The organism is Paracoccus sp. DMF, from assembly GCF_004407025.1.
Lineage (GTDB): Bacteria > Pseudomonadota > Alphaproteobacteria > Rhodobacterales > Rhodobacteraceae > Paracoccus > Paracoccus aminovorans_B.
Map to the genome: position 1 here is coordinate 133,739 of NZ_SOKV02000003.1, position 22,780 is coordinate 156,518.

Below are 22,780 nucleotides of genomic sequence, written 5' to 3' on the forward strand. Positions count from 1 at the left end.
GGTGTGCAGTCAGATGGGCGCCCTAACCACGACCCGGCCGAATTGTTCCCGGCCATCGCACGCCTCGGGATCCCGCCGCGCCGGCCCGCCTACCAGATCTGCTGCGGCCGCGCGATCATCAGCCACAGGATGCCCAGGACGGCGGCGAAGGCCGGAAAGCCGAAGACGAACCAGGTGCGGAACAGCCGGAAATAGCGCGGCGGCAGTGCGCCCCCCTCTTGCAGGGCGGCCACCGCGAGGTCGCGCATCTGCATCTGGATCCAGACCACCGGCAGCCAGAAGGCCCCGGTCACGAGATAGAGAATGAGCGACAGCACGATCCAGTGCTCGCCCAGCCCATAACCCACGTACCAGACCAGCGCGAAGCCCGTCACGGGCTGCGCCACGACGGCGGTGGCGGTGAACAGGAAATCCGCGATGACGACGATGCGCGCCACCCCCGCGATCAGCGCCCGGTCGCCGGAAAGATGCGCCAGCAGCATGAAGAAGGCGATGCCCGCCCCGGTTCCCAGCAGAACCGAGGCGCCGACGATATGCAGGTATTTCAGGATGAAATACAGCATCAGCGTTCGTCCAGGATCGCCAGCGCGACGAAATGCGCGACCAGGATCGGCCAGATCTTCAGCAAGGGGCCCAAGGGCTCATTCCACAATTCGGGCAGCAGCAGGCTTCCGGTGACGATATAGAAGCAGGACAGCGCGATCGCCGCCCAGAGCCCGCGCCGCGCCGTGGGCCGCCAGGCGATCGCCAGCCCGATGGCGCCGTCGGCCAGCGCCCCCGCCACCACGCCCGGCCCGGCCAGGGCTCCGGTCTGGGCGCGATGCATCAGCTCCAGCCCGTTGCCGAAACCGGTGGTTAGCGAGATCACCGCCGTCAGCGTCCAGAACAGCACCAGCACCACGAACAGCACCGGCTTGATGCAATAGAGCCCGGCGAACCAGCGGTCCTGGACCGTCGCCGGGCGCAGGCGCAGGGACTCGGCCAGGCTGCGCGGCCGGATGCCGGTGATCCGCGTCCAGGGCTCCGGGTCGCCCACGGCGCCATGCCGGATCTCGCGGCGGGCGGTGCTGCGCAGCGGCGGGCGCCAGCCCAGCAGGCCGGCCAGATCGCCCAGCCGATAGAGCAGTCCCGCCGCCCAGCCCGGCAGCGCCAGGGGCCTGGCCGGGCGCCAGCCCAGCCAGGCGCGATGCAGCGCGACCACTTCGGCAAAGGACAGCCGCTCGGGCCCGGCCAGTTCCAGCGCCACCCGCGCCGGGCTGTCGGGCCGGACGAGAAGCGCCACGGTCTCGGCGACATCCTCCAGCGCCACCACCTGCAAGGGGCCGGTATCGGGCATCACCGGCAGGACCGGAAGCGCCGCCAGGCCGCGGATCAGGGCGCTGGCACCGAAGACCGGGCCGCCCAGCACGACCGAGGGCCGCAGGATGACCCAATCGAGATCCAGCGCCATCAGCGCCCTGTCGCCCTCGAGCTTGCTGGCCGAAAAGGCCGAGGCCTGGTGCCGATCCACGCCGATGGCCGAGAAATGCACCACCCGCCGCACGCCGGCTGCCGCGCAGGCGCGAAACAGCGCCGCCGCCCCGCTGGCATGGGCGGCGCCGGTATCCTCGCGCGCGTTGTCCTGAAGCACGCCGACGCAGTTCACCACCGCGTCGACGCCATGCAGATGCGGCAGCCAGGCCTCGGGGGCGTCGGCCTGCCCGAAATCCACCCGCACCCATTGCGACACGGCGCCAAAGCTGGACGGGTGCCGGCCGCGGCTTGCGCCCACCACGACATGGCCATCCGCCGCAAGCCGGGCGCAGACGCTTTGCCCGATCAGCCCGGTCGCACCTGTCACCAGCACCTTCATGGCGCACCGGCGCATGGATGCAGCGGAGGAACGGACTTGCCTTGTCCTGGGGCGTTGTCGAGGATCATTTCTGTCTCCCGTCAAGGATCGCGATAGATATCGCCGTTTTCAACCGTGGCCGGGTTGCGGGCATAGCGGCCGCCTGCGGGTATGGCGATGCGGTCGAAATCCCGCGCCAGCCGATGCAGGGCCTGCCGCATTCCCGCACCTGCCAGCGCCGGCCCATGACCCGTCACCAGAAGCTGCGGCTCCAGCGCGGCCAATTGCTGCGCCGAGCCCCGCGCCGCATCCCAGTCGGGGGTGAAATAGCGCGGCGGCCCGTGCATCTCGGGCTGCTGGACCATGACCTCGTAAGCGGATTCCTGGCCGGTGGCGATCACCGCATCGCCCGCGATCAGGCTGCGGTCCGCCTCGCGCCACAGCGAAACATGCCCCGGCGCATGGCCGGGCGTGTGAAGCCAGCGCCATCCGGGCATTCCGGGCACCGTCCCGTCCGGGGGAAGCGCCTGCAGGCGCGCACCCAGATCGACGGGATCTCGGGGATAGAGCGGCGATAGCAGCGCCATCAGCCCGCCTCCGACCCAGGGATCCGCCGGCGGATAGGAGGCGGACCCGTTCAGATAGGGGAATTCCAGCGGATGGGCATGGACGGGCACGTCCCATTCCTCGGCCAGGGTGGCGGCCGAGCCGACATGATCGAAATGGCCATGGGTCAGGATGATGGCCGCCGGCCGCCGGCCCGACCCGAAGCGCCGTTCTGCCCGGTCGCGTATCGTGCTGGTCGTGGACAGGCCGGTATCGACCAGCACCCAGTCCTCGCCGCCGGGCCGACCGTGAAAGACGCAATTGACGATCGACAGGCGCAGGCAGGCCAGGTCATCCGTCAGGCTGTTCAGCCCATCGCCCAGGTCGCTGACCGGGGCAAGGCAGGCGGCGTCAAGCGGGATCTGGCTGCTCATGCTTTTCTCCTCAGGATCATGGACGAGGGCTTGGCGAGGCCGACTGAACCCTTTGCGCGCGCGATTGTTCCCGGCACCCCCGGATTCGGCAGCGGCCGGACCATCGAGCAGAAGCGCGCGCGGGAACATTCGCCGCCGTCTCGGGTTGCATCGCCTTGCAGGACAGGAAAAGGAGCGTGGGCGACATGAGCACGGCGCCCGAAGATGTCGATTGCCTGGTGGTCGGCGGCGGACCGGCGGGGCTGCTGGCCGCGGTCTATCTCGGCCGGTTCCGCAGACGGGTTCTGGTCGCCGATGCGGGCGATGGCCGGGCGCTGCGGATTCCCTGCCTCAACAACTGCCCCGGCTTCCCCGAGGGCATCAGCGGCCGCGCATTGGTGGACAGGTTGCGCCGGCAGGCGGTCCGCTATGGCGCGGACTTCATCGACGGCCGCGTCAGCGCCATCATGCGCGACGGCAGCGGCTTTGCCGCGACCTGCGGCACGGTCCGGCTGCGGGCGCGGCGCCTGCTGCTCGCCACCGGCGTCCGGGACACCCTGCCCGACCTGCCCGAGATCGACGAGAACATCGCCCGCCGCACGCTCTGCGTCTGCCCGGTTTGCGACGGCTACGAGGCGACGGACAAGCGTATCGGCGTCATGGGCCGGGACGACCACGCGCTGCGCGAGGCGATCTTCCTGCGGACCTATTCGCAGCGGGTTTCGCTGCTTCCATGGCCACCCGGAACAGACACGGCAAAGCTGCGGGCGGATGCGGCCAAGGCCGGTATCACGCTTTGCGAGGACATCGTCCGCATCCTCTCCGATGACGAGGGCTATGTCGCCCTGCTTCGCGACGGCAGCCGGGCGGCTTTCGACGTGATCTATCCGGCGCTCGGCTATGTGGTGCGAGGCGACCTGGGCGGCGGCGACATCGACATGCGCCGCGACGATCTCGGGCATGTCCGGGTGGACGCCCATCAGCAGACCAGCGTCCCGGGAATCTATGCCGCCGGCGACGTCGTGCATTCCCTGAACCAGATCGCCGTGGCCTTGGGGCAGGCCGTCACCGCGGCGACCGCCATCCACAACGACCTGCGCGCAACGCCGCAGGCTGGCAAATCCGGCGACGAGGGCATCATCGGCGGCTGAGCCCTCGGGCCGCGGCCGCCACGGGCGCCTGGTGCCGGTGGTGCATCGGCTTTGCGCCGAGGCCGGATTATGTGCATCTCGCGGCGAGTAGGTCGCGGTCGCAGCCGTATCGGTAAGCACAATGATCTTTTCCGCCCTCGGCTCACGCCGGGGGCGGATTTTCCCTTTGAAGCATGGCTGCGTGGCGCCTAACGGATCAGGACGCTTTCGCCTTCTCCAGCGCGGCCTGGCAGGCAGCCTCGTCACCCTTTTCCAGCGCCGCGCGAGCCTCTTTCAACGCCGCAGCATGGGCGTCCGAGCCGGTCTCGGCCTGTGCCTGTTCCGCAGCCGTGGTGTCGCCCTCTTGCTGGGCTTGCGCATCCTCGCCCGACATCGCTCGATCAGCGACATTGCTGCCGGCATCTTGAAGCGGAGCGGTAGAGCCATCCTTGGCGATCTGGTTGCCGTCCTGCCCGTTGCTGTCGCCAGCCTGGGCCTGATCGGGCTTTTGCATCGGCGCCGTCGAGCCGTCCCTCGCTATCCCCTCGGCGGCTTGCTGTGGCATGCCGCTTTCCATCTGCGCCAGATCGGCTGCGCAATCGGCATAGGCGCTGCTGACAGCGGCCAAGGACAATCCGGCTATGAGAACTTTCAGCGATACCTTCATATTCGATTCCTCCCCTGCGCCATGGCGGCGCGGCTGACGGGCAAGCGCCGGAATGTTCCCGCCAGAAAGGCGTTTCGCGCTTGCAGCTTCGGGTCGTGCCCCGCGCGAACAGGAAAAACGCAGCTTGGCCCCCGGGCCGCTGATGCCGCCCCGGGGGGGCCCGGGGCGGAGGTTTTTGCGCTTAACGGCGATAGGACAGCCCGCCCCACACGCGGCCGTCGTCGCGGTCCCGGCCGCCATGGACGGCGCCGATATAGGCCGCGGCGGCGGCGACAAGGGCGGACGCCGCAAGCAGGAAGGCGGTCAGGATGCTCGTGATGCGCGCCTTCTCGGCCGCATCGGCCGCCTGCTGCTTCGCTTCCTCAAGGCGCTGTTCGGCTTCGGCCTTCAGCTGTTCGGCCTGAGCCTTGGCCTCCTCGATCTTCTTCTCGGCTTCCTGCCGGATCGCCTGCGCCCGGTTCACCGCCTCGTCCACGCGGGCATTGACCTCCTGCTCGCTCAACCCGGTGCGGGCGGCGACCTGCTGGCGGAGGTAATCGCGATCAGCATCCGAGATTTCGCCGGTGCGGACCAAGTTCGCGAAGATGCCCACCATCTGGCGCTGGGTCTCGGTCGCATCGGCCGCCGCGTCCTGTTGCAGCGTGGTCGCCGGGCTCTGGCCATCCGGTCGCAGCAGGGTGTCGGTGATATAGTCCAGCGGATTGGCCTGCATCCCTGCGGGCATGGCATCCTCCAGTGCTGGGGCAGCGGCCTGGCCGACGCCCTGCGCCATGCCGCCGATCGCCTGACCCGCACCCGAGACCACGCCTCCGGCCAGCTGGCCGGCGCCCTGGGCGATCCCGCCTACGGCCGATCCGGTCGCTTGCGCGGCGGTTTCGACGGCGCTTCCGGCCGCACGCAGGCCGCCCGTCACGGCGGATGTCGCCAGAACGGCGCTGACGATGATGCCGATGCCCCAGACAGCCAAGCCGTTGATGCCGTCGCGCACGCTCACCTCATCGCCCGTGGCAGCGCCGACGGGCCGCCGCATCCGACCCGCGATATAGCCCCCAAGCCAGTTCGCCGCGACCAGCGAGATCACGGCGAACAGCGCGGTAACGATGAGCCAGCCCATGCTTATGCCGCCATCTTCCCCGACCGAGACCGAGCCCAGTCCCAAAGCTGCAGCGAATGTGGTGAAGACGACGGCAAGACCCGCCGCCACCACTGCCCCGGCAAAGACAGCTGCCCAATCGACGTAGCTGCCAGCGGATTTTTGCGGAATGTCGATCTCGGCCATCAGCGTAACCCCAGCAAAGACAAGATAAAGAGGACAACGACGACCAGGCCGACCAGGTAAATTATCGAATGCATGTGCTTCGCCCCTCCAGCTATGTGGTTCCCATCGCGTTAAACGTGTCACCAGGGCGATTGGTTGCCGCATGGCCTGAGCAACCAGAGCGAGAACTGGTCATAGCAGGTCGGATTTTTTCGCCAATCCAGGGCATTAGCGTCTGGAGCTGCGGTGAAATTCACCTGGCGCACCGCGCCGCTCGCTCAGCCAGAAGATAAAATAGGTTAAGAACCGGCGGAGATTACCGAGAGTGGACAACCGCGCAGGCAGGAAGGCAAAAGATGTCCGAGCGTGCCCCCCGCTGGCCATGCCAAGCCGACGCGACAGGATGAATGGCAGCGAAACCAACCGCCGCCCGGTCTTTGCGAACGGCAGCCGGCAGAGTCGTTATCCCTTCAGCATCAGGGCCGCGCCGCTGACGATCGAAAAGATCAGCACCGCCAAGCGCAAGGCGGGGCCGTTGATGCGGGAATGGACGCTGCGGGACAGCGCGCTGCCGATCAGCACCGCCGGGATCAGGGAAAGCGCCGCCAGCATCTGGTCCTGCCCGATGCGCCCGGCGATCAGCAGGATCACCAGCGAGATCGCCTCGCCCACCAGAAAGCAGGTGGCGACGGTCGACCGCAGGATCGGGCCCGGCGCATGCTGGTAGAGAAGCGCAAGCGGCGGGCCGCCGATCCCCGTCGCGGTTTCCGTGACCCCCGTGAACAGGCCGACGCCCAGGGATGCCTGCGGGCGGGGGGCGAAGGGCGGCGACAGCAGCGCCACGACGGCGGCCAGCACGGTCAGAAGGCCGACCGCGATCTCCAGCTGGCGGACGGACAGCGCGATCAGCACCGCCATGCCCAGGAAGGTGCCGAAGAACCGCCCGACCGTGATCCAGCTTGCGCCACGCCGGTCGATCATGTGCCGCTCGCGCCAGGCGACGAGGAAATTCAGCGGCAGCATCAGGACCAGCAGCGTCACCGGAAGATAGCTCGCGTCGATGAAGCCGAAGACCGGCGCCATGATCAGGGCAAAGCCGATGCCGACCGCGCCCTGCACGAAGGCAGAGGCAGCAACCAGAAGCGAGAGGGTCAGGAAGATCGTCAAGGTCACGCCAACCCCCCGGCGAACAGGCTGTCTGCCGTTGCATGAATCCGCTGGATCGGGGCCTTGGCAATGGCCGGCGCGGCAAGGCCGCGGATCTCGGCCAGCAGGGCGCGGGCGTCCCAATCGACCGGCCAGCCCTGCACCATGCGTAACCGGCCATTCGTGAACACCGCGTCGATCTGGTCGCGGTTGCCATAGCGCACCAGTTCCCAGGTCAGGTCGTGGGACGGGGTGAACTCGGGCCGGTCCAGATCGACCAGCAGGAAATCCGCCGCCAGGCCCGGCGCGATGCGGCCCGTGACGGCCGCCAGACCGCTGGCCTCGGCCGCCATCCGCGTGGCGGCATCCAGCCACAGCCAGCCGCCGCCGCAGGAACTGTCGCCCGAGGCCAGGCCATAGGCGGTGCGCTGCATGGCTTCCGCCGCATCCATCAGCCGGAAGCCGTCGGCGCGGGTGCCATCGGTGCCCAGGCCGAAGCGGATGCCAAGCGCCTGCATCTGCAAGGCGGGCGCCACCGCATTGCCCTTCCAGACCGAGGCCACGGGGTTATAAGCGACGGCCGCGCCGGTATCGCGCAGCAGGTTCATCTCGGAAGGCGTGATCAGCGTCGAATGCGCGATCAGCACCTGCGGGCCAAGCGCGCCGACATGGGCCAAATGCTCCAGCGGGCGGCGGCCATGGGCGACCAGCGAGCGCTCGACCGCCACCAGATGCTCGTTCACATGCGTCTGGAACGTCGCGCCCGCCGCCGCCGCCATCGCCGCGATGTCGCGCAGCATGGCGTCGCTGGCCACTTCGGGGATCGAGATCGCCAGCGACGGATGGATCAGCGGATCGCCCTGATAGGCAGTCAGGTGCGCTTCGGCCAGGCGCAGGATCGCGGCGCGGTCGGGAACCACCGCCGCGCCGCCCAGATCGTTGCAGATCTGGGCCACGACCAGCCGCAACCCCGTCTCGCGCGCGGCCTCGACCAGCTTGCCGATATGCCCGGCGGACCGGGTGCCGGCATCGACGGCCGTGGTGAAGCCGCCGCGCAGACATTCCAGGGCCGCCAGTTTCGAGGACAGATAGACCATGTGCTCGTCCAGGCTGCCCTCCAGCGGCACCCAGATCCGGCGAAAGATCTCGGAGGGTTCGCCAAAGACCAGCGACTTGCCCAGCGACTGCGTCAGATGGGTATGGGTGTCGATGAAGCCCGGCATCATCAGGTGATCGGGCAGCTCGGCGACCCTTGCATCGGGATGGCGGGCGCGCAGCGCGGCGGCCGTGCCGATATCGGCAAAGCGCCCGCCCTGCAGCAGCACGGCCATGCCCGGCTGGGGCCCGTCATCCGCCAGCAGCCGGCCGGGCGCGACGATCAGGTTGTCGGTCCTGGCAAAGGTCGGGCGCAGGTCGATCATTGGGCATGCTCCGTGTTTTCAAGGGGTTTTGGGGCGTTGAACTGGAAGAAGGCATTGACGAGCGCCGCCGTGATCGTGCCCATCGCCAGGCCATTGCCCAGGATCATCTGCGACCATTGCGGGAACTGGCTATAGACCCCGGGCACCAGGATCGGCATCAGCCCCATGGCCAGGCCCGAGGCCAGCGTGAACATCGCGCCGTGTTCGCGCAGGTCCACGCGGGACAGGACATGGATGCCGATCACGCCGATGATGGAAAACACGATGATCGCCGTGCCGCCCACGACCGGACCGGGCAGGACGCTCGCCAGCCGCGAGACCGGCGCGATCAGCGCGATCACGACCAGGATCACCCCCGCCATCGCCGTGACATAGCGTGAGCGGACGGCCGTGGCGCGCACGATGCCCACGTTCTCGCCCGAGGTGATGATCAGCGAGGTTCCGAACATGCTGCCCACGATCGAGGCCACCGCATCGCCGCGGATGGTGCGCGGCACGATGGCATGGGCGTCGCCCTTGCGGTCCACGATCTCGGCCGTGGCGATGGTCTGGCCGGTCGCCTCGGCCATCGAGATGATCGAGAAGATGATCAGCGGCAGCGCCGCAACGATGTCGAACTTGGGCATCCCGAAGGGGAACAACTGCGGCACCGCGATCAGCGGACCCTGCATCACGCCCGACACATCCAGCCTGCCCAGGGCGGCCGCCAGCAGCGTGCCCGCAATCAGCCCCAGCATGACCGAGATGCGCTGCAACGTGCCGGTGAACACGCGCGAGAAGATCACGGTCAGCGCGATGGTCGCCAGCGCCAGTCCGACATTGACCGGATCGGCGAAATGCGCCTCGCCCGAGCGCCCGGTGATGGTGCCGCCATAGATCTTGACCAGGTTCACCGCGACCAGCAGCAGCATGGTGCCGACCACGATCGGCGGAAAGAACCGCAGCAGGCGCCGAAAGACCGGCAGGGCCAGGAAATAGAAGACGCCGGTCATCAGCACCGCACCGACGGCGGTCTGCACGTCGGTCTGCGTGGCGATGGCGAGAAAGATCGCAATCGGCGCGCCACCCGGGACCATGATGAAGGGCAGCCTTGCGCCGAAACCGGCAGGCCCGAAACTTTGCAGGATCGAGCCGAGGCCGCAGACCAGGAAGGTGGCGCTGATGATCGAGACGGTCAGGCCCGCATCGAAGCCCAGCGTCTGCGCGACCAGAAACACCGCCGTGATCGGCGAGGCGGCCATCACCAGCACATGCTGGAACCCGTAAAGGATCAGATCCTTGAGCGGCAGCCTTTCGTCCACGGGATCGGTTGGCGGAACGGAATCTATCGCAGTCGGCATGTTGGATTTCCCCTGTTGAGATGCGTTCGTCTGCTTATGCAAATCGTTTTGCTAATGTGCGGATAGCACGGAAACCGATTCGTGCAAATCGTTTTGTTGCGATGGCGGCCGATGCTGGTAATGTAGCGGCGGGGATCAGATGAATGAGCAAAGAGTGAACAAACCCACCATCTCGGATCTGGCGAAGGCCGCGGGGGTATCGGTTACGACCGTGTCCCATGCCTTCAGCGGCCGCCGCCATGTGGATCCCGAAACCGCCAAGCGGATTCAGGCGCTTGCGGACCAGATGGGCTATCATCCAAGCTCGATGGCACGGGCGCTGCGCAGCGGGCGGACAGGCGTGATCGCGCTTGCCTCGTCGATGCCCTTTGCGGTCGCGGCCGGGCCGTCGCGGCTCGGCTTCCTGATGGAGATTGCGGCTTCCGCCGCGATGTCGGCCCTGACGCGCGACCTTGCCCTGTGCCTGATCCCGCCGCATCCCGCGGCGCAGGGCAAGGGGTCGGTCAGTTTCGACGGCGTGATCCTGGTCGAGCCGATGCGCGACGATCCGCTGGTCGCCTATTTCGAGCAGCGCAAGACGCCGATCGTCTCCATCGGGACGGTGCCCGATCGTCCCGACATCCCGGCGGTGAACATTCGTTCGCGCGAAACCGCCGCTCTGCTGCTGGATCATCTGGCACAGCAGGGATGCCATCGGGTTGCTGCGCTGATCGGCTCGGCCCCCCGGACCAGTCAGATCGAAAGCGCCGCAGCTTATGAGGCTTTTGTCACGCGGTTTGGCGGGCCGTCCCAGCTCGTCCGCATGGGCGAGGAAGAAGCCGAGGACACCGCGTATCAGGAGACGTTGCAGCTGCTGCGCGCGAACCCGTCGATCGACGGCATCTTCGCGGCCATCGACGCCTTCGCCAGCGGCGCCATGCGCGCGGCGCAGGAACTCGGATGGACGGTGCCGGATCGCCTGCGCCTGGTCACCCGCTATGACGGGGTCAGGGCCAAGCTGTCCCAGCCTCCCCTGACGGCGGTCGATCTGCACCTGCCGGCAATCGCAGAAAAAGCCGTCCATCTGCTGCTGGACCAGATCGAGGGCTCCAGCCGCATGATCGAGGCCGACCTTCCCGAGCTGATCGTCAGGCGTTCATCGCAGAGGCGAAGCTGAGGCCGAACGCCTTCCGCTTCGCGGCCATTTCCTTCCTTCACGAAATGCGCGATTTTTGGTCAGTTTGCCGCGTCCTGCGGCGAAGGCGCAACAGCCGGTCACCATCAGGACTAGGCGGATTCTTGCGCTCCATACAAGCATAACGCGGTTTTCGAAAGTATATCGAAGCCAATGCGCCGCATATTGCAGTCAAATTGAACCAATAAAAGCCTCGTCCCGCGCAAACTGTCATCTAAAATTCAATTTGTTCACGCATTAACCAATTGACGGCTTTGCGGTTCCGGCCTATTTGCAGCCTGGCGTTGAGTGACCGTTTCACGGCTCGATCGCACCGGGGCGGTTCGGCACGACTCCTGCCCGCAAGGATGCACAATTTGTATGGGTAAGGTGCATCCGTAATTTCTTGGTATTCATATAATCTCTTCGAGACGCCATCTGTCTCTGTTCGGAGGTCGTACTATAATGCGCGCGGTCGTGCTGGTCCAAAACGGGCTCAAGAGCCTTGTTGAGGAAGTAATTCGTTCCTGTTCAATATCCTGCATGGAAATCGGCAGCCGAAGTGCAAATGAGTTTCTACCGCCGGGGCAGCGGCCCCTGGCCATCGTCCTGAAAAACGCGGCGGCCCGGAAAACCGTCAAGCTGCCGGAGTTCCTGAATGACGTGCCCCGATTCCTGTTCGATCCCGGGAACAAGGAGAAGCTTTTTCTCGATATTATCGAGCTGCTTCTGACCCAGCTCAATGCCAGCGAGGAAGACGCCGGATGCGCACGGCTTTCCGCCGCGATATTACGCGCGGAAAATCAAGCCCTTGAGCAGAACCTGAAGTCCGTCGAGGATTTCCTTTATACGCTGGGCAATCCGCGATTCATGCGCGCCCTGTCCTGGGATCCCGTTGGCGTGATGGTCAGCCTTAACCCGGGCGCGGCGCTGACGCAGCGCCTGCCGACGGGTGCCGCTTCGATCGCCGCGGTCGACCTCTGGGTGCCGGCGGCACTGCAGGAGGATATCGCGCGGCTCGAATGCCGCATCCTCTGCGCCTCGGGCAACAGCATCGCCCTGGCGCCCGCGCCGGCCCTGGCCGGGGTCGAGGCGGGCTGGCTGCGCTTTGCGCTGTCGACGCCGCTTCGCGGACCCGAACAGGATTGCGCCCTGCAATTGTCCTGGCGGGGCGAAAGCCCCTGCGTGCTGGGGCTGGGCCATGCGGTGCCCGATCCCGCCTTCGCCGGCCGGGCCGAGGGAGAGGCCGCGCAGGACCATGTCCTGGCGCTGCGGGTCTGGAAATCGCTGCCCGGCGTCCATCTGCCCGAGGTTGCCGCGGTCGGATCGGGCAAGGACAGCCTTGGCGCCGAGGACGCGAATTTCATCACGCCCTCGGAACTGCCGCGTCCCGAACTGTTCTCGACGCCGCCGCTGGCCAGAGACCACATCTCGGCCGCCTTCTGGGAGAACGAGGATGCCATCCTGGTGCATCCCTCGCGCCACGGGCCGGTCTGCGCGGTGATCCGCGACGTCGAACTGCCGGCACTGTCGCATATCTCGGCGCTGGTGAACGTGGGCCATCCCCGCGCGCCCAGCCTGAATTTCAGCGTCGGCGTGGCGCCGCATGGCCAGGTGGACGAGGACGGCTATTGGCAGCGCCGCATGGGCCCCTGGGTGCATGGCCTGCCGCCGCATGGCTGGTCGCAGGCGCATTGCATCCCGGTCGAGCCCATCGTCGGGCGCGCCGATATCCTGCTGGCCGTCTCGCTGGCCACGGACCAGCCGAACGATCTGAGCTGGGGGCTGTTCCGCGGCTTCCGCATCGCCCGTCGCAACAACGTGCCGCAGGCGCTGCAATGACCACAACGGGGCAGATCTCGATCATCATCCCGACCAAGGGCCACCCGGTCCTGCTGGACGATGCCATCGCCGCCGTGCATCGCGAGATGGCCACGGGCGCGATCCGCCGGCTGGTGGTGATCGACGACGGCTGCGAGCATGCCGAGACCCGCGCCAGCCTCGCCAGCTGGCAGGCGATCATGGGCGATTCCATGCTGGCGCTGCATTTCCCGAACGCCGGCCTCAGCGCGGCGCGCAACCGGGGCATCAGGGCGGCGCTGGCGGCGGACCCGGACATCGAGGCGCTGTTCCTGCTGGACGCCGACAACACGCTGGTCGAGGGCGCAGCCGCCGCCTGCCAGCGCGCCCTGGCGCAGCATCCCGACCAGGACTGGTTCTATCCCGAGTTCGACTTCTTCGGGCAAAGGGCGCATTACATCGCCGACCACGACCCCAGCCTGCTGTTCCATGCCCATATCAACCTGTGCGAGGCCGGCAGCCTGATCCGGCGCCGGGTCTTCGATGCCGGCATCCGTTTCGACGAGACGATGAAAAAGGGCTACGAGGACTGGGATTTCTGGCTTTCGGCGGCGCGGGCCGGGTTCCGGGGCCGGCCGCTGGCCGCGCCGGTGCTGCTGTATCGCAAGCGCCCGGCCAGCATGCTGTCGCATTCGCACGACCTCGACGGCGAGTTGCGGCGATTCCTGGAAAACAAGCACCGCTGGCTGTTCTCGGCCCCGGCGCTGCTGGCGCTCGAGGCGCAGCGTTTCCCGCGCTATGCCATCATCGAAGGCGACAGCGCGATGCTGTGCACCGATCCCGACCACAGCGAGACGGTGACGCTGGCCGAGCTCGAGCGGCGCTTCTTCGCGCATTTCGCCGATCCCTATGCCCATCATGCGCCGGCGCTGCTGATCGTGCTGCGCGAGGGCGTCAGCGCGCGGCTGAAGCAGGCCCGACTGATGCGCAACTTCCTGTGGCTCTGCGAAAGGCGGCAGGCACGGCAGGGGGGCGCGGCGGATCTGGACCTGTTCTTCGTCGAGGCCTCGGAATCCGGCCACCAGGTGCATACCGACCTGGGCAATCCGGCGACCATGCCCGACGGGGTCGCCGTCGGCCTGGAGCGGCTGCGCGAGATCGTGATGCGCGACGACGCCGGCTGGATCCGCGAGGTCGAGCGCGCGCCGAGCCCGCATGCCGTCACCGGCTGGGGCATGGAGATCGACGGCATGTCGCCCCTGCGCCCGCAGGCCGAGGCCGCGACCGAATTGCTGCGCGGCTTCCTGATGCAGCTGCATCGCAGCCGCTTCCGGCCGGCGCTGGCGCAAAGCTGGCAATGGCGCGCGCCGGGCGGCGCCGCCAGCCGCGCCATGGCGGTCGAGATCCCGCGCGGCGCCGCCTCGGGCGGGGTGATCTTCCCGCTGCTGAAACAGCCCGGGCGCAAGGACATCGGCCTGGTGCTGCCGATCTTCGATTTCGGCGGCGTGGAAAAGGTCGCGGCCAGCCTGGCGCGCGAGCTGGCCGCCGCCGGGCACCGGCTGCACCTGTTCATCGCCAGCGACCGGCCGCTCTATGGCGACGGCTGGGCGCTGGAGGCCTTCTCGACGGTGAACTGGCTGCCCGATGCGTCGACGCTGGACTGGTCCGGCCCCGAATACATGGGCACCGCCGAGCCGCGCTGGGGCGAGGGCATGGAGCGCGCCGACCTGGTCGGGCTGCTCTGCTCGATGGATGCGGTCATCAACGCCCATTCCGCCGCGCTGCACAAGGTCGCCGACCGGCTGAAGCGGCAGGGTGTCCTGATGATCGACCACGAGCACCTGGTCGAGCGCAGCGTCTATGGCCGCAACTACGGCCCGCCGAAGCTGGCGCTGGCCTATGAACATGCCTATGACCTGTTCCTCAGCTGCTCGCAGACGCTGTCGCGCTGGCTGAACGCCCAGGGGATTCCGCGCAGCAAGCTGATGCCGGTGGTCAATGCGCCGGGCTATCCGCTGGCCCCGGCCCGCGTCGCGGCGCTGCTCGAACGGCGCGAGGCCTTGGCCCGCGACACGGCCCCGCTGCGGGTGCTGTTCATGGGGCGGCTCGATCCGCAAAAGGGCGTCGGCCGGCTTGCGACGATCTATGCGGCCCTGGCGCGGCACCTGCCCGGCGTCCAGCTGTCGATCGCCGGGCAGTCTGTGGTCGATGCCGCAGGCGAGCTCAGCTTTCCCCGGCAGACGCGGATGCTGGGCGCCATGCGCGGCCCCGAGGCGCTGACCGAACTGCTGGCCGCGACCGACGTCATGGTCCTGCCCTCGCATTACGAGGGGCTGCCGCTGTCGGTGCTCGAGGCGCAGCGCCTGGGGGTGACGGTGCTCGCGACCGAAGTCGGCGCCATGCACGAGGCCATCGAGGACGGCGTGACCGGCTTCGTGATCCCCGAGGAGAATTGCGAGGCGGGATTCGTACACCGCATCCTGGCGCTTGACGGCGACCGCGACCAGCTGCGGCGGATTTCCCGCGCCGCCTCGGACGGCGCGCGCGACTGGGCGATGGCGGCGGCCCCGCTGCTCGCCTGGCTCGCAACGAAATGGGAGGAGCCGATCTGCGGTGAAAAGCAGATGCATGCTCAGGAAAGGACGAGTAATTGACGACCATCTATGCTGCTGCCCTACGCAATTACGAAGCGGCCGCCTCGGTTCTGACGGCCCTGCAGTCCAGCCGCATCGACCTTTTGGCCGAGGCGCGCTCGGCCCTGGTCGGCCGGCCCAAGCTGGCGCTGACCGGCGGCTACAACACCGTGACGCCGGCCCTGGGCATCTGCCTGCCGAACGGGACGCGCTGTGACGTCATGGCCACGCCGGATGATCTGCGCGCGGTCGAGCTGCGCGGCGCCGGCCAGCAGTGGATGACGCTGGAGACGCCGCTGCCGGATTCCTCGAAGCTGGCCTCGAAATGCTTCATCGAATGCAACCTCGCCGCCGAGACGCCGCTGGTCGCCGACGTGTTCCTGCGCAGCTTCGACGAGGACGGTTCGACCGAGGACAGCGGCCATGTCGAATGGCGCATCATGCGCGATTCCCTGTCGCTGTGCAGCCTGCCGCTGCCCCAGGTCTCGGACGGCAATACGGCGCGGCGGATCATCATCCACCTGCGACAGCCGGCCTCGCGCCTGATCCTGGGCGGCCTGGCGGCCACGCTGGTCTGAGCAATCCCCGCGGTCGTGCCGGCGCGGCACGACCCCCCTGCCGACAAAGGAAACGGTCTTGGCCCTGAACATGGATTTCTGCTTTGGCGATGGCGAAGCGATGCTGGTTGTCGCCGGCTGGAGCAGCGATCACTGGCTCGATCTGGAACTCTACATCGACGAGACGCGGCTTGCCCCCCGTCTGGTGACCCGGCATGCGCGGCGCGACCTGCGCACCGCCGAGCGGTTCGGCGTGCTGGCGGTCTTTGATCTTGCCGGCATCGACATGGCCGGCAATGCCACGGTGCATGTGAAATCCGGCCAGGAATTCACCGAGATCCAGCCCGAACGCCTGGTCACCGACCAGCAGCGCCTGGTCGAGATCGGCGTGGACGAGCTGTTCTTCGCCTGGCTGCGCCTGCTGGCGGCGGGCGAGCTGACCATGCCGACCGGCGAGGTGGCGCAGGCCGCGGTGACGCGCCTGCGTTTCGCGCCGCTGCTGCCGCGCGAAGGCGACGAATTCGGCCTGGGCGTCGACCGCTGCCTGACCGATCCGGCCGGACAGGGCTTGGTCTCGGGCTGGTTCCTGCCGGCCATGGGACAGGTCCAGCCGCTGACGGCGCTGGCGCTGGACGACCAGCAGCTGTGCCGAGTCGCGCTTTTCGCCGGCGCCCTGCCGCGCACGGACCTGGAACCCTATGGCGGCCGCTACCTGTTTACCGGCAGCGACGGCTATGCCGGCGCCTTCCTCATGCCGCAGCCGGTGCGCGGCCAGGTGCAGGTGCTGTTCGTGATTCCCGGCCAGGAAAACGCCGCCGGAGTGCTGGCTCCGGCCGGGCCGCGGCCGCCGACCGATTTCGCGGCCGAGCTGTGCCAGGTCCAGCTCGACCTGCCCGATCCGGCGCAAAAGACCGGGCTGCGCGCCGCCATGCTGCCGCCGATGCCGGCCTGGCAGCCGCCTGTTGCCGCCGCGCCCTGGCCGCGCAGCGGGCCGGTGCTGCTGCTTCTGGACCATGACCTGCCCGACATCGACCTGCGCGACGTGCTGCGCCGCACCGGCCACAGACTGGGGCGCCCGGTCGAGCTGTTCCTGCTGCGCGACCGGCTCGGCAGTATCCTGGTCGAGGCCATCGAGGGCGCCGCCCGCGAACTGCCGCAGGGGTTGCGGCTTGCCGGCTCGGGCATGGCGCTGGACCTGCAGGCCACCCTGCCCGAGACGCTGCTCTTCGGTCGCAGCTCGACCCTGTTCCAGATCGATGCCGGCGCCGGCGTCTTTGCCCGCGGCACCGCGCAGATGCCCTTTCACCTGACGCTGCTCGACCCGATCGGCGCCATCGGCCGCGACGGCGGCGCGGCTGCCGGCGATCCGGCCGCGCGCTTTCAGCGCGACCTGCTGCCCTTTGCCCTGAGCGGCCCGACCGCCGGCCTGAAACCCATGCTGGCCCGCGCGCCCCAGGCCTTCCTGACCCAGGAAGCCCGGCTGCGCCACACCGCCGAGCGCCTGCTGCGCGCCGATCTCGCCGGCGCCGAGATCCTGGGCGGCACGCCGTATTTCGCCGGCCGCGCCGGGCCCTCTGCCCGCACCCTGCCCGGCGGTCTGGACCTGCATCTCTACGATGCCGAAAGCCGCAAGCTGATGGAGGCCGCCGCATGAGCCGCATCGTCATCGTCTCGCATTCCCATCCGAACCTGCGCTACGGCGGCGGCGAGGTCGCGGCCTATCGCCAGTTCCAGCACCTGCTCTCGCTGGGCGAGGACGCGCATTTCGTCGGCTCGACCATCGGCCCCGAGGACAGCGACAAGTTCTTCGGCCGCAGCCAGCAGGTCATCGCCTTCAGCCCGCGCGACTATTGCCTGCAGGGCCGCGGCATGGACGGCTTCCAGATGGAGCACGCCCGCATCGCGGACGAGGACTGGCTGGTCGAGTTCCTGCTGTCCTTCGGCGCCGACATCTATCACTTCCACCATTTCTGGAACATCGGCGCCGGCACGATCCGGCGGCTGCGGGCGGCGCTGCCCGAGGCGCGCTTCCTCTGCACCCTGCACGAAATGACCGCGATCTGCGCCAACCACGGCCAGATGGTGAAACGCTCGGGCGAGCTCTGCCATGCCGCAAGCGAGGTCGCCTGCGCCGCCTGCCTGCAACGCCCGCCCGCCGATTTCGTGCTGCGCCGGGCGCGCATGTCGGAGATGCTGGGGGTCTTCGACCAGTTGCTGTCGCCCAGCGAATTCCTGCGCGACCGGTTCGAGGACTGGGGCATCGCCCCCGGCCGCATCGCGGTGATCGAGAACGGCCTCGACCATGCCGCGGACCCGCTGCCCGAGACCGAGGCCGAGCTGCTGCGCAAGAGCGGCCGCTTCGCCTTCTTCGGCCAGGCGACGCCGACCAAGGGGCTGGACGTGCTGATCCGCGCCGCCGCGCTGATCGAGGCGCAGGGCCATGACAGCGACCAGCCGCTGGCGATCGAGATCCACGGCCTCGACGAGGCCAGTTTCCGCCGCATGTGGCCGGAGCTGAAGGTGCCGGAATGCGTGCGCTTCTGCGGCCGCTATCGCCCGCAGGACGGCGTCCAGATCATGCGCGGCTATGGCTGGATCATCATCCCCTCGGTCTGGTGGGAAAATTCGCCGGTGGTGATCCAGGAGGCGCGCGCGGCCGGCACGCCGATGATCGCCTCGGACATCGGCGGCATGGCGGAAAAGACCGCCGGCTGGGGCATCCCGTTCCGCACCGCCGATGCCACCGCGCTGGCCGCGGCGATCCTATCGGTGCACGGCGACGCGCAGGCGCTGGCAGAGCACAAGGCCCGGATCACCCCGCCGCTGGACCTGGCCGGGTTCCATCAGGAGTGGCTGCGGATTTGTCATCAAACGAGACCGCAGAATGAGCTAGGCGTGCAGGTAGCCTGATACGGCATCCAGACGTTGCTAGAACACAGAAAGGATCACAGTATTGAAGTTCGCCGTAACGACAATGGCATACAACGAAGGGTTGATGCTTCCCCTCTGGGTGAATTACTACGGCCGCATCTTCGGCAGGGAGAGCCTTTACATCTTCGACCATGGCTCCAACGACGGCTCCACGCTGGGACTCGAGGGAGTCAATATAATCCGCTTGCCGCGCACACCATTCTCGGACATCAAGCGGTCGCACCTTATTTCGGACACCTGCAAGAACTTTCTCAATTTCTTCGACTATTTCATCTATACTGACACGGATGAGTTCATCTGCGTCGATCCGGACGACCATGGCGATCTCAGGCAGTATATCGAAACGAAAAGGCCAGATTACGAAACCAGCATCGGCGTGAACATCTTTCACAGCTATGACGACGAAGGCGAGCTGAACCTAGGCAGACCAATCCTTGCTCAAAGAGGCTACGGTTATTTCCTTGGCGCGATGTGCAAGACACAGGTGACGAGCGTTCCACTGTCTTGGGGCGGCGGATTTCATACCTGCGACAAGCATCAGCAATTCGGTGGGATCTACAACTTCCATCTGAAGCAGATGGACAGGTCGATCGCCTTGGATCGGCTCCGCTTTCTCAGGAGCATCCCGAGAGACGGCAACTTCGGCATTCACCAGATGATCGAGGACGAAAAGATGAAGAACATATTCCGCCAGATCAACGGTCGCGACCGCGTGGAAGACTTCGACTTCTCGACGCACGTGCAAGAGCTTCTTGGACTGATTAAGGAAAACCACGCCGGCAAGTTCGCCTTCGAGGTCGATTTCCCCTCGAAATATCCACCTCATCTTCGCCGCATACCGGATCAGTTCAAGGGAGTTTTCTGATGTTCATTTACGTCAAAGTGTTCGGAGAACGTAATAGCGGCACTATCTATCTGACGGCGCTCGTGCGTGAAAACACCAACGCCATCATGATGGAAGGTGATACCAGGGGAAAGGCGGGCCTGCTCAAGGCTGAAAACCACCTTTTCCCCGAGGCATACACACATGACAACGACTATGTGCAGGACATGGACCATTTCCGCATGCTCCATTCCGATTTCGGATGGAAACATGCCAGGCCGCCGATCGACGTGATCGAATTCTCTGCATACAATCGCCTCACGAAATTCATCTATACTACCAAGCATCCGTGCTTCTGGCTGCAATCCATGTTCAACAGGCCATACAACCCTCGGCTTTCCCGTGCCGCGAGCTTTTCGGATTTTATCAGATCGCCCTGGCCGCTGTCTCGGCGTGACAACATCGACGGCACCACGGTCGCCACGCCCATCGAGTTGTTCAACAAGAAGGTTCGCTCATACATGGAGATGCTCCGAAAGTATCCGGATAACTCTGTCTTCGTGCGATACGAGGATCTTCTGGAGGACACCGAACAGACGGTGGCGCGCGCCTGCTCGAACATTCTCGGCTTTGGCGAGAGTGCGTTCAAGAATATCCTGGACTCCACCAAGTCCGCCGGAGAAAACTTCGATTTCTATCGGAAGAAATATCTGTCCGAGAATTATGTCGACAGCATATCGGACGAGGATCTGGATTTCATCGACAGCAAGCTCGACAAGAACCTCATGGAACGGTGCGGTTATTCGGTCCGTCGAAAGATCGACGCAGGCTTGGAAACCGCGAGCTAGGCGTGGGTGATCTGGCGGCGCGTTTTGTCGGAGCCCGTTTCCGGGGCGATCAAACTTCCCTTGAAGCGCCTGCCGGCGAGGTGATTGGTTCGGAACGGATTTCATGGCCCTGATCCTGCCCAAGCAACGCATCGCCTATTTCCCGGTGCCGAAAGCCGCCTGCACCTCGATCAAGACGATGTTCTTCGAGATCGAGAACGGCGTGCCCTTCAAGCCGATGCAGCGGCATGGGCAGATGTTCCATATCCACAACTTCTATGGCACCCAGCCCTTCAACCGCCAGAACACCGGGCAATTGCAGGATTTCTGGCGGTTCGCGGTCTATCGCGACCCGATCGCCCGCTTCCTGTCCTGCTATTCGAACCGCGTGTTGCATTTCAGGGAACTGTCGTCGGGAATGCTTTCGCAGCAGGCGCAGGCGGCCGGGGCCCTGCCCGATCCGGATCTGGATACTTTCGTCGAACGGATCGAGCTCTATCGCGAATTCTCGCCCTCGATCCGGCATCATGTCGCGCCGCAGGTCAGTTTCCTGGGGCGCGAGCCCGGCTATTTCCAGCGCATCTATCTCATGTCCGAATTGCCGCAGCTTGTGCGCGACATGGAGACGCGGACCGGCCGCACCCTGCACCTGCCCCATGAACAGCGCGGCGGTCCCAAGCTGGCGCCCGGCGATCTCGGCGCGAATGCGCGCGAGAGCCTGCTCCAGCTTTACCGGGCGGATTTTCGCTGGGCCGAAAAGGCCGGGTTGAGCCAATAGCGCCGGACCTGCCCTCGAAAGGCCGGTCATGGACGTGCGAAGGACGAAGCCTTTCGACCAGCGACGACTCGAACAGCCGGTTCCACCAACTGGGGAAATCTACAGCAGAAAATCGGAACCCGTCAGATCGATGGACTTGCCGATGACGATTGCCAGATCGGCCACGCGATCCCCGTCCACATCGGCCTGGACATAGGTCGCGTCGGCCGTGCGCAGCCAGCGCAGCTCTCCAGCCGTGCCGCTGAAACTCTGCTCGCCGATATAGGTGAACGCCTGGTTGCCATTCGCCAGGCTGTTGGCGTCGATCGCCGCCAGGTCGATCCGGTCACCCTCGGCATGCGTGAAATCGTCGATATGATCCCGCGCGCGCGGCGTCGTATCCGAAAGGCCGATAAAGACGAAAAGATCGGCGCCAGCGCCACCATAAAGGCTGTCCGCGCCGGCCAGGCCCACCAGCCGGTCGTTGCCCGCGCCGCCGAACAGCTGGTCATTGCCCAGCCCGCCGTTCAGCAGGTCCGACCCCGCCTCTCCGAACAGCCGGTCATTGCCGGGGCCGCCCAGCAGCGTATCGGCACCGGCACCGCCGCCCAGCCAGTCATCGCCCAGGCCGCCGCCCAGCAGGTCGTCGCCCATCTCGCCATAAAGCGTGTCATTGCCAACGCCGCCATCCAGCGCGTCGTTGCCGATGCCGCCATACAGCGTGTCATTGCCTTGGCCGCCGAACAGGCTGTCGTTGCCAGCCTCGCCATAGAGCCTGTCGGCGCCGTCGCCGCCGTAGGCCAGATCGGCGCCATTGCCGGCATAAAGGCTGTCGGCACCCGCACCGCCCAACAGCCGGTCATTGCCGTCGCCACCATAAAGCGCGTCGTTGCCGGCATCGCCCGACAGGGTGTCCTTGCCGGCATCGCCGTAAAGCGTGTCATTGCCGATGCCGCCGGACAGCAGGTCGTCGCCCGCCTCGCCCAGCAGCGTATCGGCGCCCGCACCGCCGAACAGCCGGTCGCCGCCCGCGCCGCCGAAGATCTTGTCGCTGCCGCCCATGCCCAGGATCGTGTCGGCGCCGGCATAGCCGGCCAGCGTCTCGGCCAGGTCGGTGGCGCGCAGCACATCGGCGCCCGCCATGAGCAGCCGCGTCACCGCCCCGTCGTCCGAACGCGCATAGGCATCGGCCAGGGCCGCCACCGACAGCACCAGACCCGTCGCCTCGAAGACGGTCTGGCCGGCACGGGTGATGCGCAGCTCCTGCACGGTGCCGGCCCGCAGGCCGCCGGGCCCGCCGCCGCCATAGGCCAGCCCGCTGCCCGTCAGCACCGCCTGGTTCGAGGCATCGCTGAACAGGCGCAGCTGCATGGCCGAGCGGCTGGCCCGGGCAAAGCCCAGGACCTGCGACCAGTCGATCAGCGTCATGTCCCGGATCGCGCCCTGGCCCTGGCGAAGGGTGATGATTGCCATGCGGTCACACTTTCAGGTTGAGGGGCAAAGATGCGTCTCGCTTGCCCGGATTGCAATCCCTGCGTTGCGTCCGA

20 protein-coding genes are annotated in these 22,780 nt (G+C 66.8%); 10 read left to right on the plus strand and 10 right to left on the minus strand.

Annotation, left to right across the window (positions count from 1 at the left end; all coding sequences use genetic code 11):
* Window positions 1-89: 89 nt before the first annotated feature.
* The 3 genes from E3D03_RS02800 to E3D03_RS02810 form a co-directional block, all read right to left on the minus strand.
* Window positions 90-563, minus strand: coding sequence for a DUF2269 family protein (locus E3D03_RS02800; RefSeq protein WP_263565715.1), 474 nt, complete (start codon window positions 561-563; stop codon window positions 90-92).
* Window positions 563-1,840 (minus strand): SDR family oxidoreductase, encoded by a 1,278-nt coding sequence (locus tag E3D03_RS02805; protein WP_263565716.1) that lies wholly within the window; start codon window positions 1,838-1,840, stop codon window positions 563-565. Before E3D03_RS02805 ends, E3D03_RS02800 begins: the two co-directional genes overlap by 1 nt.
* Window positions 1,841-1,932: 92 nt before the next feature.
* On the minus strand, window positions 1,933-2,811 hold the full coding sequence (locus E3D03_RS02810; protein WP_263565717.1) for an MBL fold metallo-hydrolase: 879 nt from the start codon (window positions 2,809-2,811) through the stop codon (window positions 1,933-1,935).
* Window positions 2,812-2,996: 185 nt separating this feature from the next.
* Between E3D03_RS02810 and E3D03_RS02815 the strand changes: the two genes are divergently transcribed.
* Window positions 2,997-3,941: an NAD(P)/FAD-dependent oxidoreductase gene (locus tag E3D03_RS02815; RefSeq protein ID WP_263565718.1), complete on the plus strand. Its 945-nt coding sequence runs from the start codon at window positions 2,997-2,999 to the stop codon at window positions 3,939-3,941.
* Between the two features lie 196 nt (window positions 3,942-4,137).
* Here E3D03_RS02815 and E3D03_RS02820 read toward each other — a convergent pair whose 3' ends face one another.
* The 6 genes from E3D03_RS02820 to E3D03_RS02845 form a co-directional block, all read right to left on the minus strand.
* Window positions 4,138-4,587, minus strand: coding sequence for a hypothetical protein (locus E3D03_RS02820; RefSeq protein WP_263565719.1), 450 nt, complete (start codon window positions 4,585-4,587; stop codon window positions 4,138-4,140).
* Window positions 4,588-4,768: 181 nt separating this feature from the next.
* Window positions 4,769-6,010, minus strand: coding sequence for a hypothetical protein (locus E3D03_RS02825; RefSeq protein WP_263565720.1), 1,242 nt, complete (start codon window positions 6,008-6,010; stop codon window positions 4,769-4,771).
* A gap of 297 nt (window positions 6,011-6,307) precedes the next feature.
* Window positions 6,308-7,018 carry a sulfite exporter TauE/SafE family protein gene (locus tag E3D03_RS02830; protein WP_263565721.1) on the minus strand — a complete coding sequence of 237 codons (711 nt, stop codon included), beginning with the start codon at window positions 7,016-7,018 and terminating at the stop codon, window positions 6,308-6,310.
* Window positions 7,015-8,412 (minus strand): amidohydrolase family protein, encoded by a 1,398-nt coding sequence (locus tag E3D03_RS02835; RefSeq protein WP_263565722.1) that lies wholly within the window; start codon window positions 8,410-8,412, stop codon window positions 7,015-7,017. The genes E3D03_RS02830 and E3D03_RS02835 overlap by 4 nt, the downstream gene beginning before the upstream one ends.
* Entirely contained in the window at window positions 8,409-9,752 is a 1,344-nt protein-coding gene (locus E3D03_RS02840) for a uracil-xanthine permease family protein (protein ID WP_263565723.1), read from the minus strand. The genes E3D03_RS02835 and E3D03_RS02840 overlap by 4 nt, the downstream gene beginning before the upstream one ends.
* Window positions 9,753-9,786: 34 nt before the next feature.
* Window positions 9,787-10,050, minus strand: coding sequence for a hypothetical protein (locus E3D03_RS02845; RefSeq protein WP_263565764.1), 264 nt, complete (start codon window positions 10,048-10,050; stop codon window positions 9,787-9,789).
* Between E3D03_RS02845 and E3D03_RS02850 the strand changes: the two genes are divergently transcribed.
* The 9 genes from E3D03_RS02850 (at window position 9,964) to E3D03_RS02890 (ending at window position 21,254) form a co-directional block, all read left to right on the plus strand.
* Window positions 9,964-10,908, plus strand: coding sequence for a LacI family DNA-binding transcriptional regulator (locus tag E3D03_RS02850; RefSeq protein ID WP_263565759.1), 945 nt, complete (start codon window positions 9,964-9,966; stop codon window positions 10,906-10,908). The genes E3D03_RS02845 and E3D03_RS02850 overlap by 87 nt on opposite strands.
* Window positions 10,909-11,448: 540 nt before the next feature.
* Window positions 11,449-12,747, plus strand: coding sequence for a DUF6212 domain-containing protein (locus tag E3D03_RS02855; RefSeq protein ID WP_263565724.1), 1,299 nt, complete (start codon window positions 11,449-11,451; stop codon window positions 12,745-12,747).
* Complete coding sequence (locus E3D03_RS02860) at window positions 12,744-15,359, plus strand: glycosyltransferase (protein WP_263565725.1); 2,616 nt, start codon at window positions 12,744-12,746, stop codon at window positions 15,357-15,359. Before E3D03_RS02855 ends, E3D03_RS02860 begins: the two co-directional genes overlap by 4 nt.
* Complete coding sequence (locus E3D03_RS02865; protein WP_062562507.1) at window positions 15,356-15,916, plus strand: hypothetical protein; 561 nt, start codon at window positions 15,356-15,358, stop codon at window positions 15,914-15,916. The genes E3D03_RS02860 and E3D03_RS02865 overlap by 4 nt, the downstream gene beginning before the upstream one ends.
* Before the next feature lie 58 nt (window positions 15,917-15,974).
* The gene (locus tag E3D03_RS02870; RefSeq protein WP_263565726.1) at window positions 15,975-17,549 is read left to right on the plus strand and encodes a hypothetical protein; all 1,575 of its coding nucleotides are present in this window, start codon (window positions 15,975-15,977) and stop codon (window positions 17,547-17,549) included.
* Entirely contained in the window at window positions 17,546-18,805 is a 1,260-nt protein-coding gene (locus tag E3D03_RS02875; protein ID WP_263565727.1) for a glycosyltransferase, read from the plus strand. The genes E3D03_RS02870 and E3D03_RS02875 overlap by 4 nt, the downstream gene beginning before the upstream one ends.
* 43 nt (window positions 18,806-18,848) lie before the next feature.
* Window positions 18,849-19,691: a glycosyltransferase family 2 protein gene (locus tag E3D03_RS02880; RefSeq protein ID WP_263565728.1), complete on the plus strand. Its 843-nt coding sequence runs from the start codon at window positions 18,849-18,851 to the stop codon at window positions 19,689-19,691.
* Window positions 19,691-20,497, plus strand: coding sequence for a sulfotransferase (locus tag E3D03_RS02885; RefSeq protein ID WP_263565729.1), 807 nt, complete (start codon window positions 19,691-19,693; stop codon window positions 20,495-20,497). Before E3D03_RS02880 ends, E3D03_RS02885 begins: the two co-directional genes overlap by 1 nt.
* A 103-nt stretch (window positions 20,498-20,600) precedes the next feature.
* Window positions 20,601-21,254, plus strand: coding sequence for a sulfotransferase family protein (locus tag E3D03_RS02890; RefSeq protein ID WP_263565730.1), 654 nt, complete (start codon window positions 20,601-20,603; stop codon window positions 21,252-21,254).
* Between the two features lie 99 nt (window positions 21,255-21,353).
* Here E3D03_RS02890 and E3D03_RS21305 read toward each other — a convergent pair whose 3' ends face one another.
* On the minus strand, window positions 21,354-22,706 hold the full coding sequence (locus E3D03_RS21305) for a calcium-binding protein (protein ID WP_318013686.1): 1,353 nt from the start codon (window positions 22,704-22,706) through the stop codon (window positions 21,354-21,356).
* Between the last annotated feature and the right edge of the window lie 74 nt (window positions 22,707-22,780).

Bases quoted from the DNA above. Each gene is read 5' to 3' on its own strand.
- E3D03_RS02800 (WP_263565715.1), bottom strand. From the start codon at position 563: ATGCTGTATTTCATCCTGAAATACCTGCATATCGTCGGCGCCTCGGTT.
- E3D03_RS02810 (WP_263565717.1), bottom strand. From the start codon at position 2,811: ATGAGCAGCCAGATCCCGCTTGACGCCGCCTGCCTTGCCCCGGTCAGC.
- E3D03_RS02815 (WP_263565718.1), top strand. From the start codon at position 2,997: ATGAGCACGGCGCCCGAAGATGTCGATTGCCTGGTGGTCGGCGGCGGA.
- E3D03_RS02820 (WP_263565719.1), bottom strand. From the start codon at position 4,587: ATGAAGGTATCGCTGAAAGTTCTCATAGCCGGATTGTCCTTGGCCGCT.
- E3D03_RS02825 (WP_263565720.1), bottom strand. From the start codon at position 6,010: ATGCGGCAACCAATCGCCCTGGTGACACGTTTAACGCGATGGGAACCA.
- E3D03_RS02835 (WP_263565722.1), bottom strand. From the start codon at position 8,412: ATGATCGACCTGCGCCCGACCTTTGCCAGGACCGACAACCTGATCGTC.
- E3D03_RS02840 (WP_263565723.1), bottom strand. From the start codon at position 9,752: ATGCCGACTGCGATAGATTCCGTTCCGCCAACCGATCCCGTGGACGAA.
- E3D03_RS02845 (WP_263565764.1), bottom strand. From the start codon at position 10,050: ATGATAGCCCATCTGGTCCGCAAGCGCCTGAATCCGCTTGGCGGTTTC.
- E3D03_RS02855 (WP_263565724.1), top strand. From the start codon at position 11,449: ATGGAAATCGGCAGCCGAAGTGCAAATGAGTTTCTACCGCCGGGGCAG.
- E3D03_RS02860 (WP_263565725.1), top strand. From the start codon at position 12,744: ATGACCACAACGGGGCAGATCTCGATCATCATCCCGACCAAGGGCCAC.
- E3D03_RS02875 (WP_263565727.1), top strand. From the start codon at position 17,546: ATGAGCCGCATCGTCATCGTCTCGCATTCCCATCCGAACCTGCGCTAC.
- E3D03_RS02885 (WP_263565729.1), top strand. From the start codon at position 19,691: ATGTTCATTTACGTCAAAGTGTTCGGAGAACGTAATAGCGGCACTATC.
- E3D03_RS02890 (WP_263565730.1), top strand. From the start codon at position 20,601: ATGGCCCTGATCCTGCCCAAGCAACGCATCGCCTATTTCCCGGTGCCG.
- E3D03_RS21305 (WP_318013686.1), bottom strand. From the start codon at position 22,706: ATGGCAATCATCACCCTTCGCCAGGGCCAGGGCGCGATCCGGGACATG.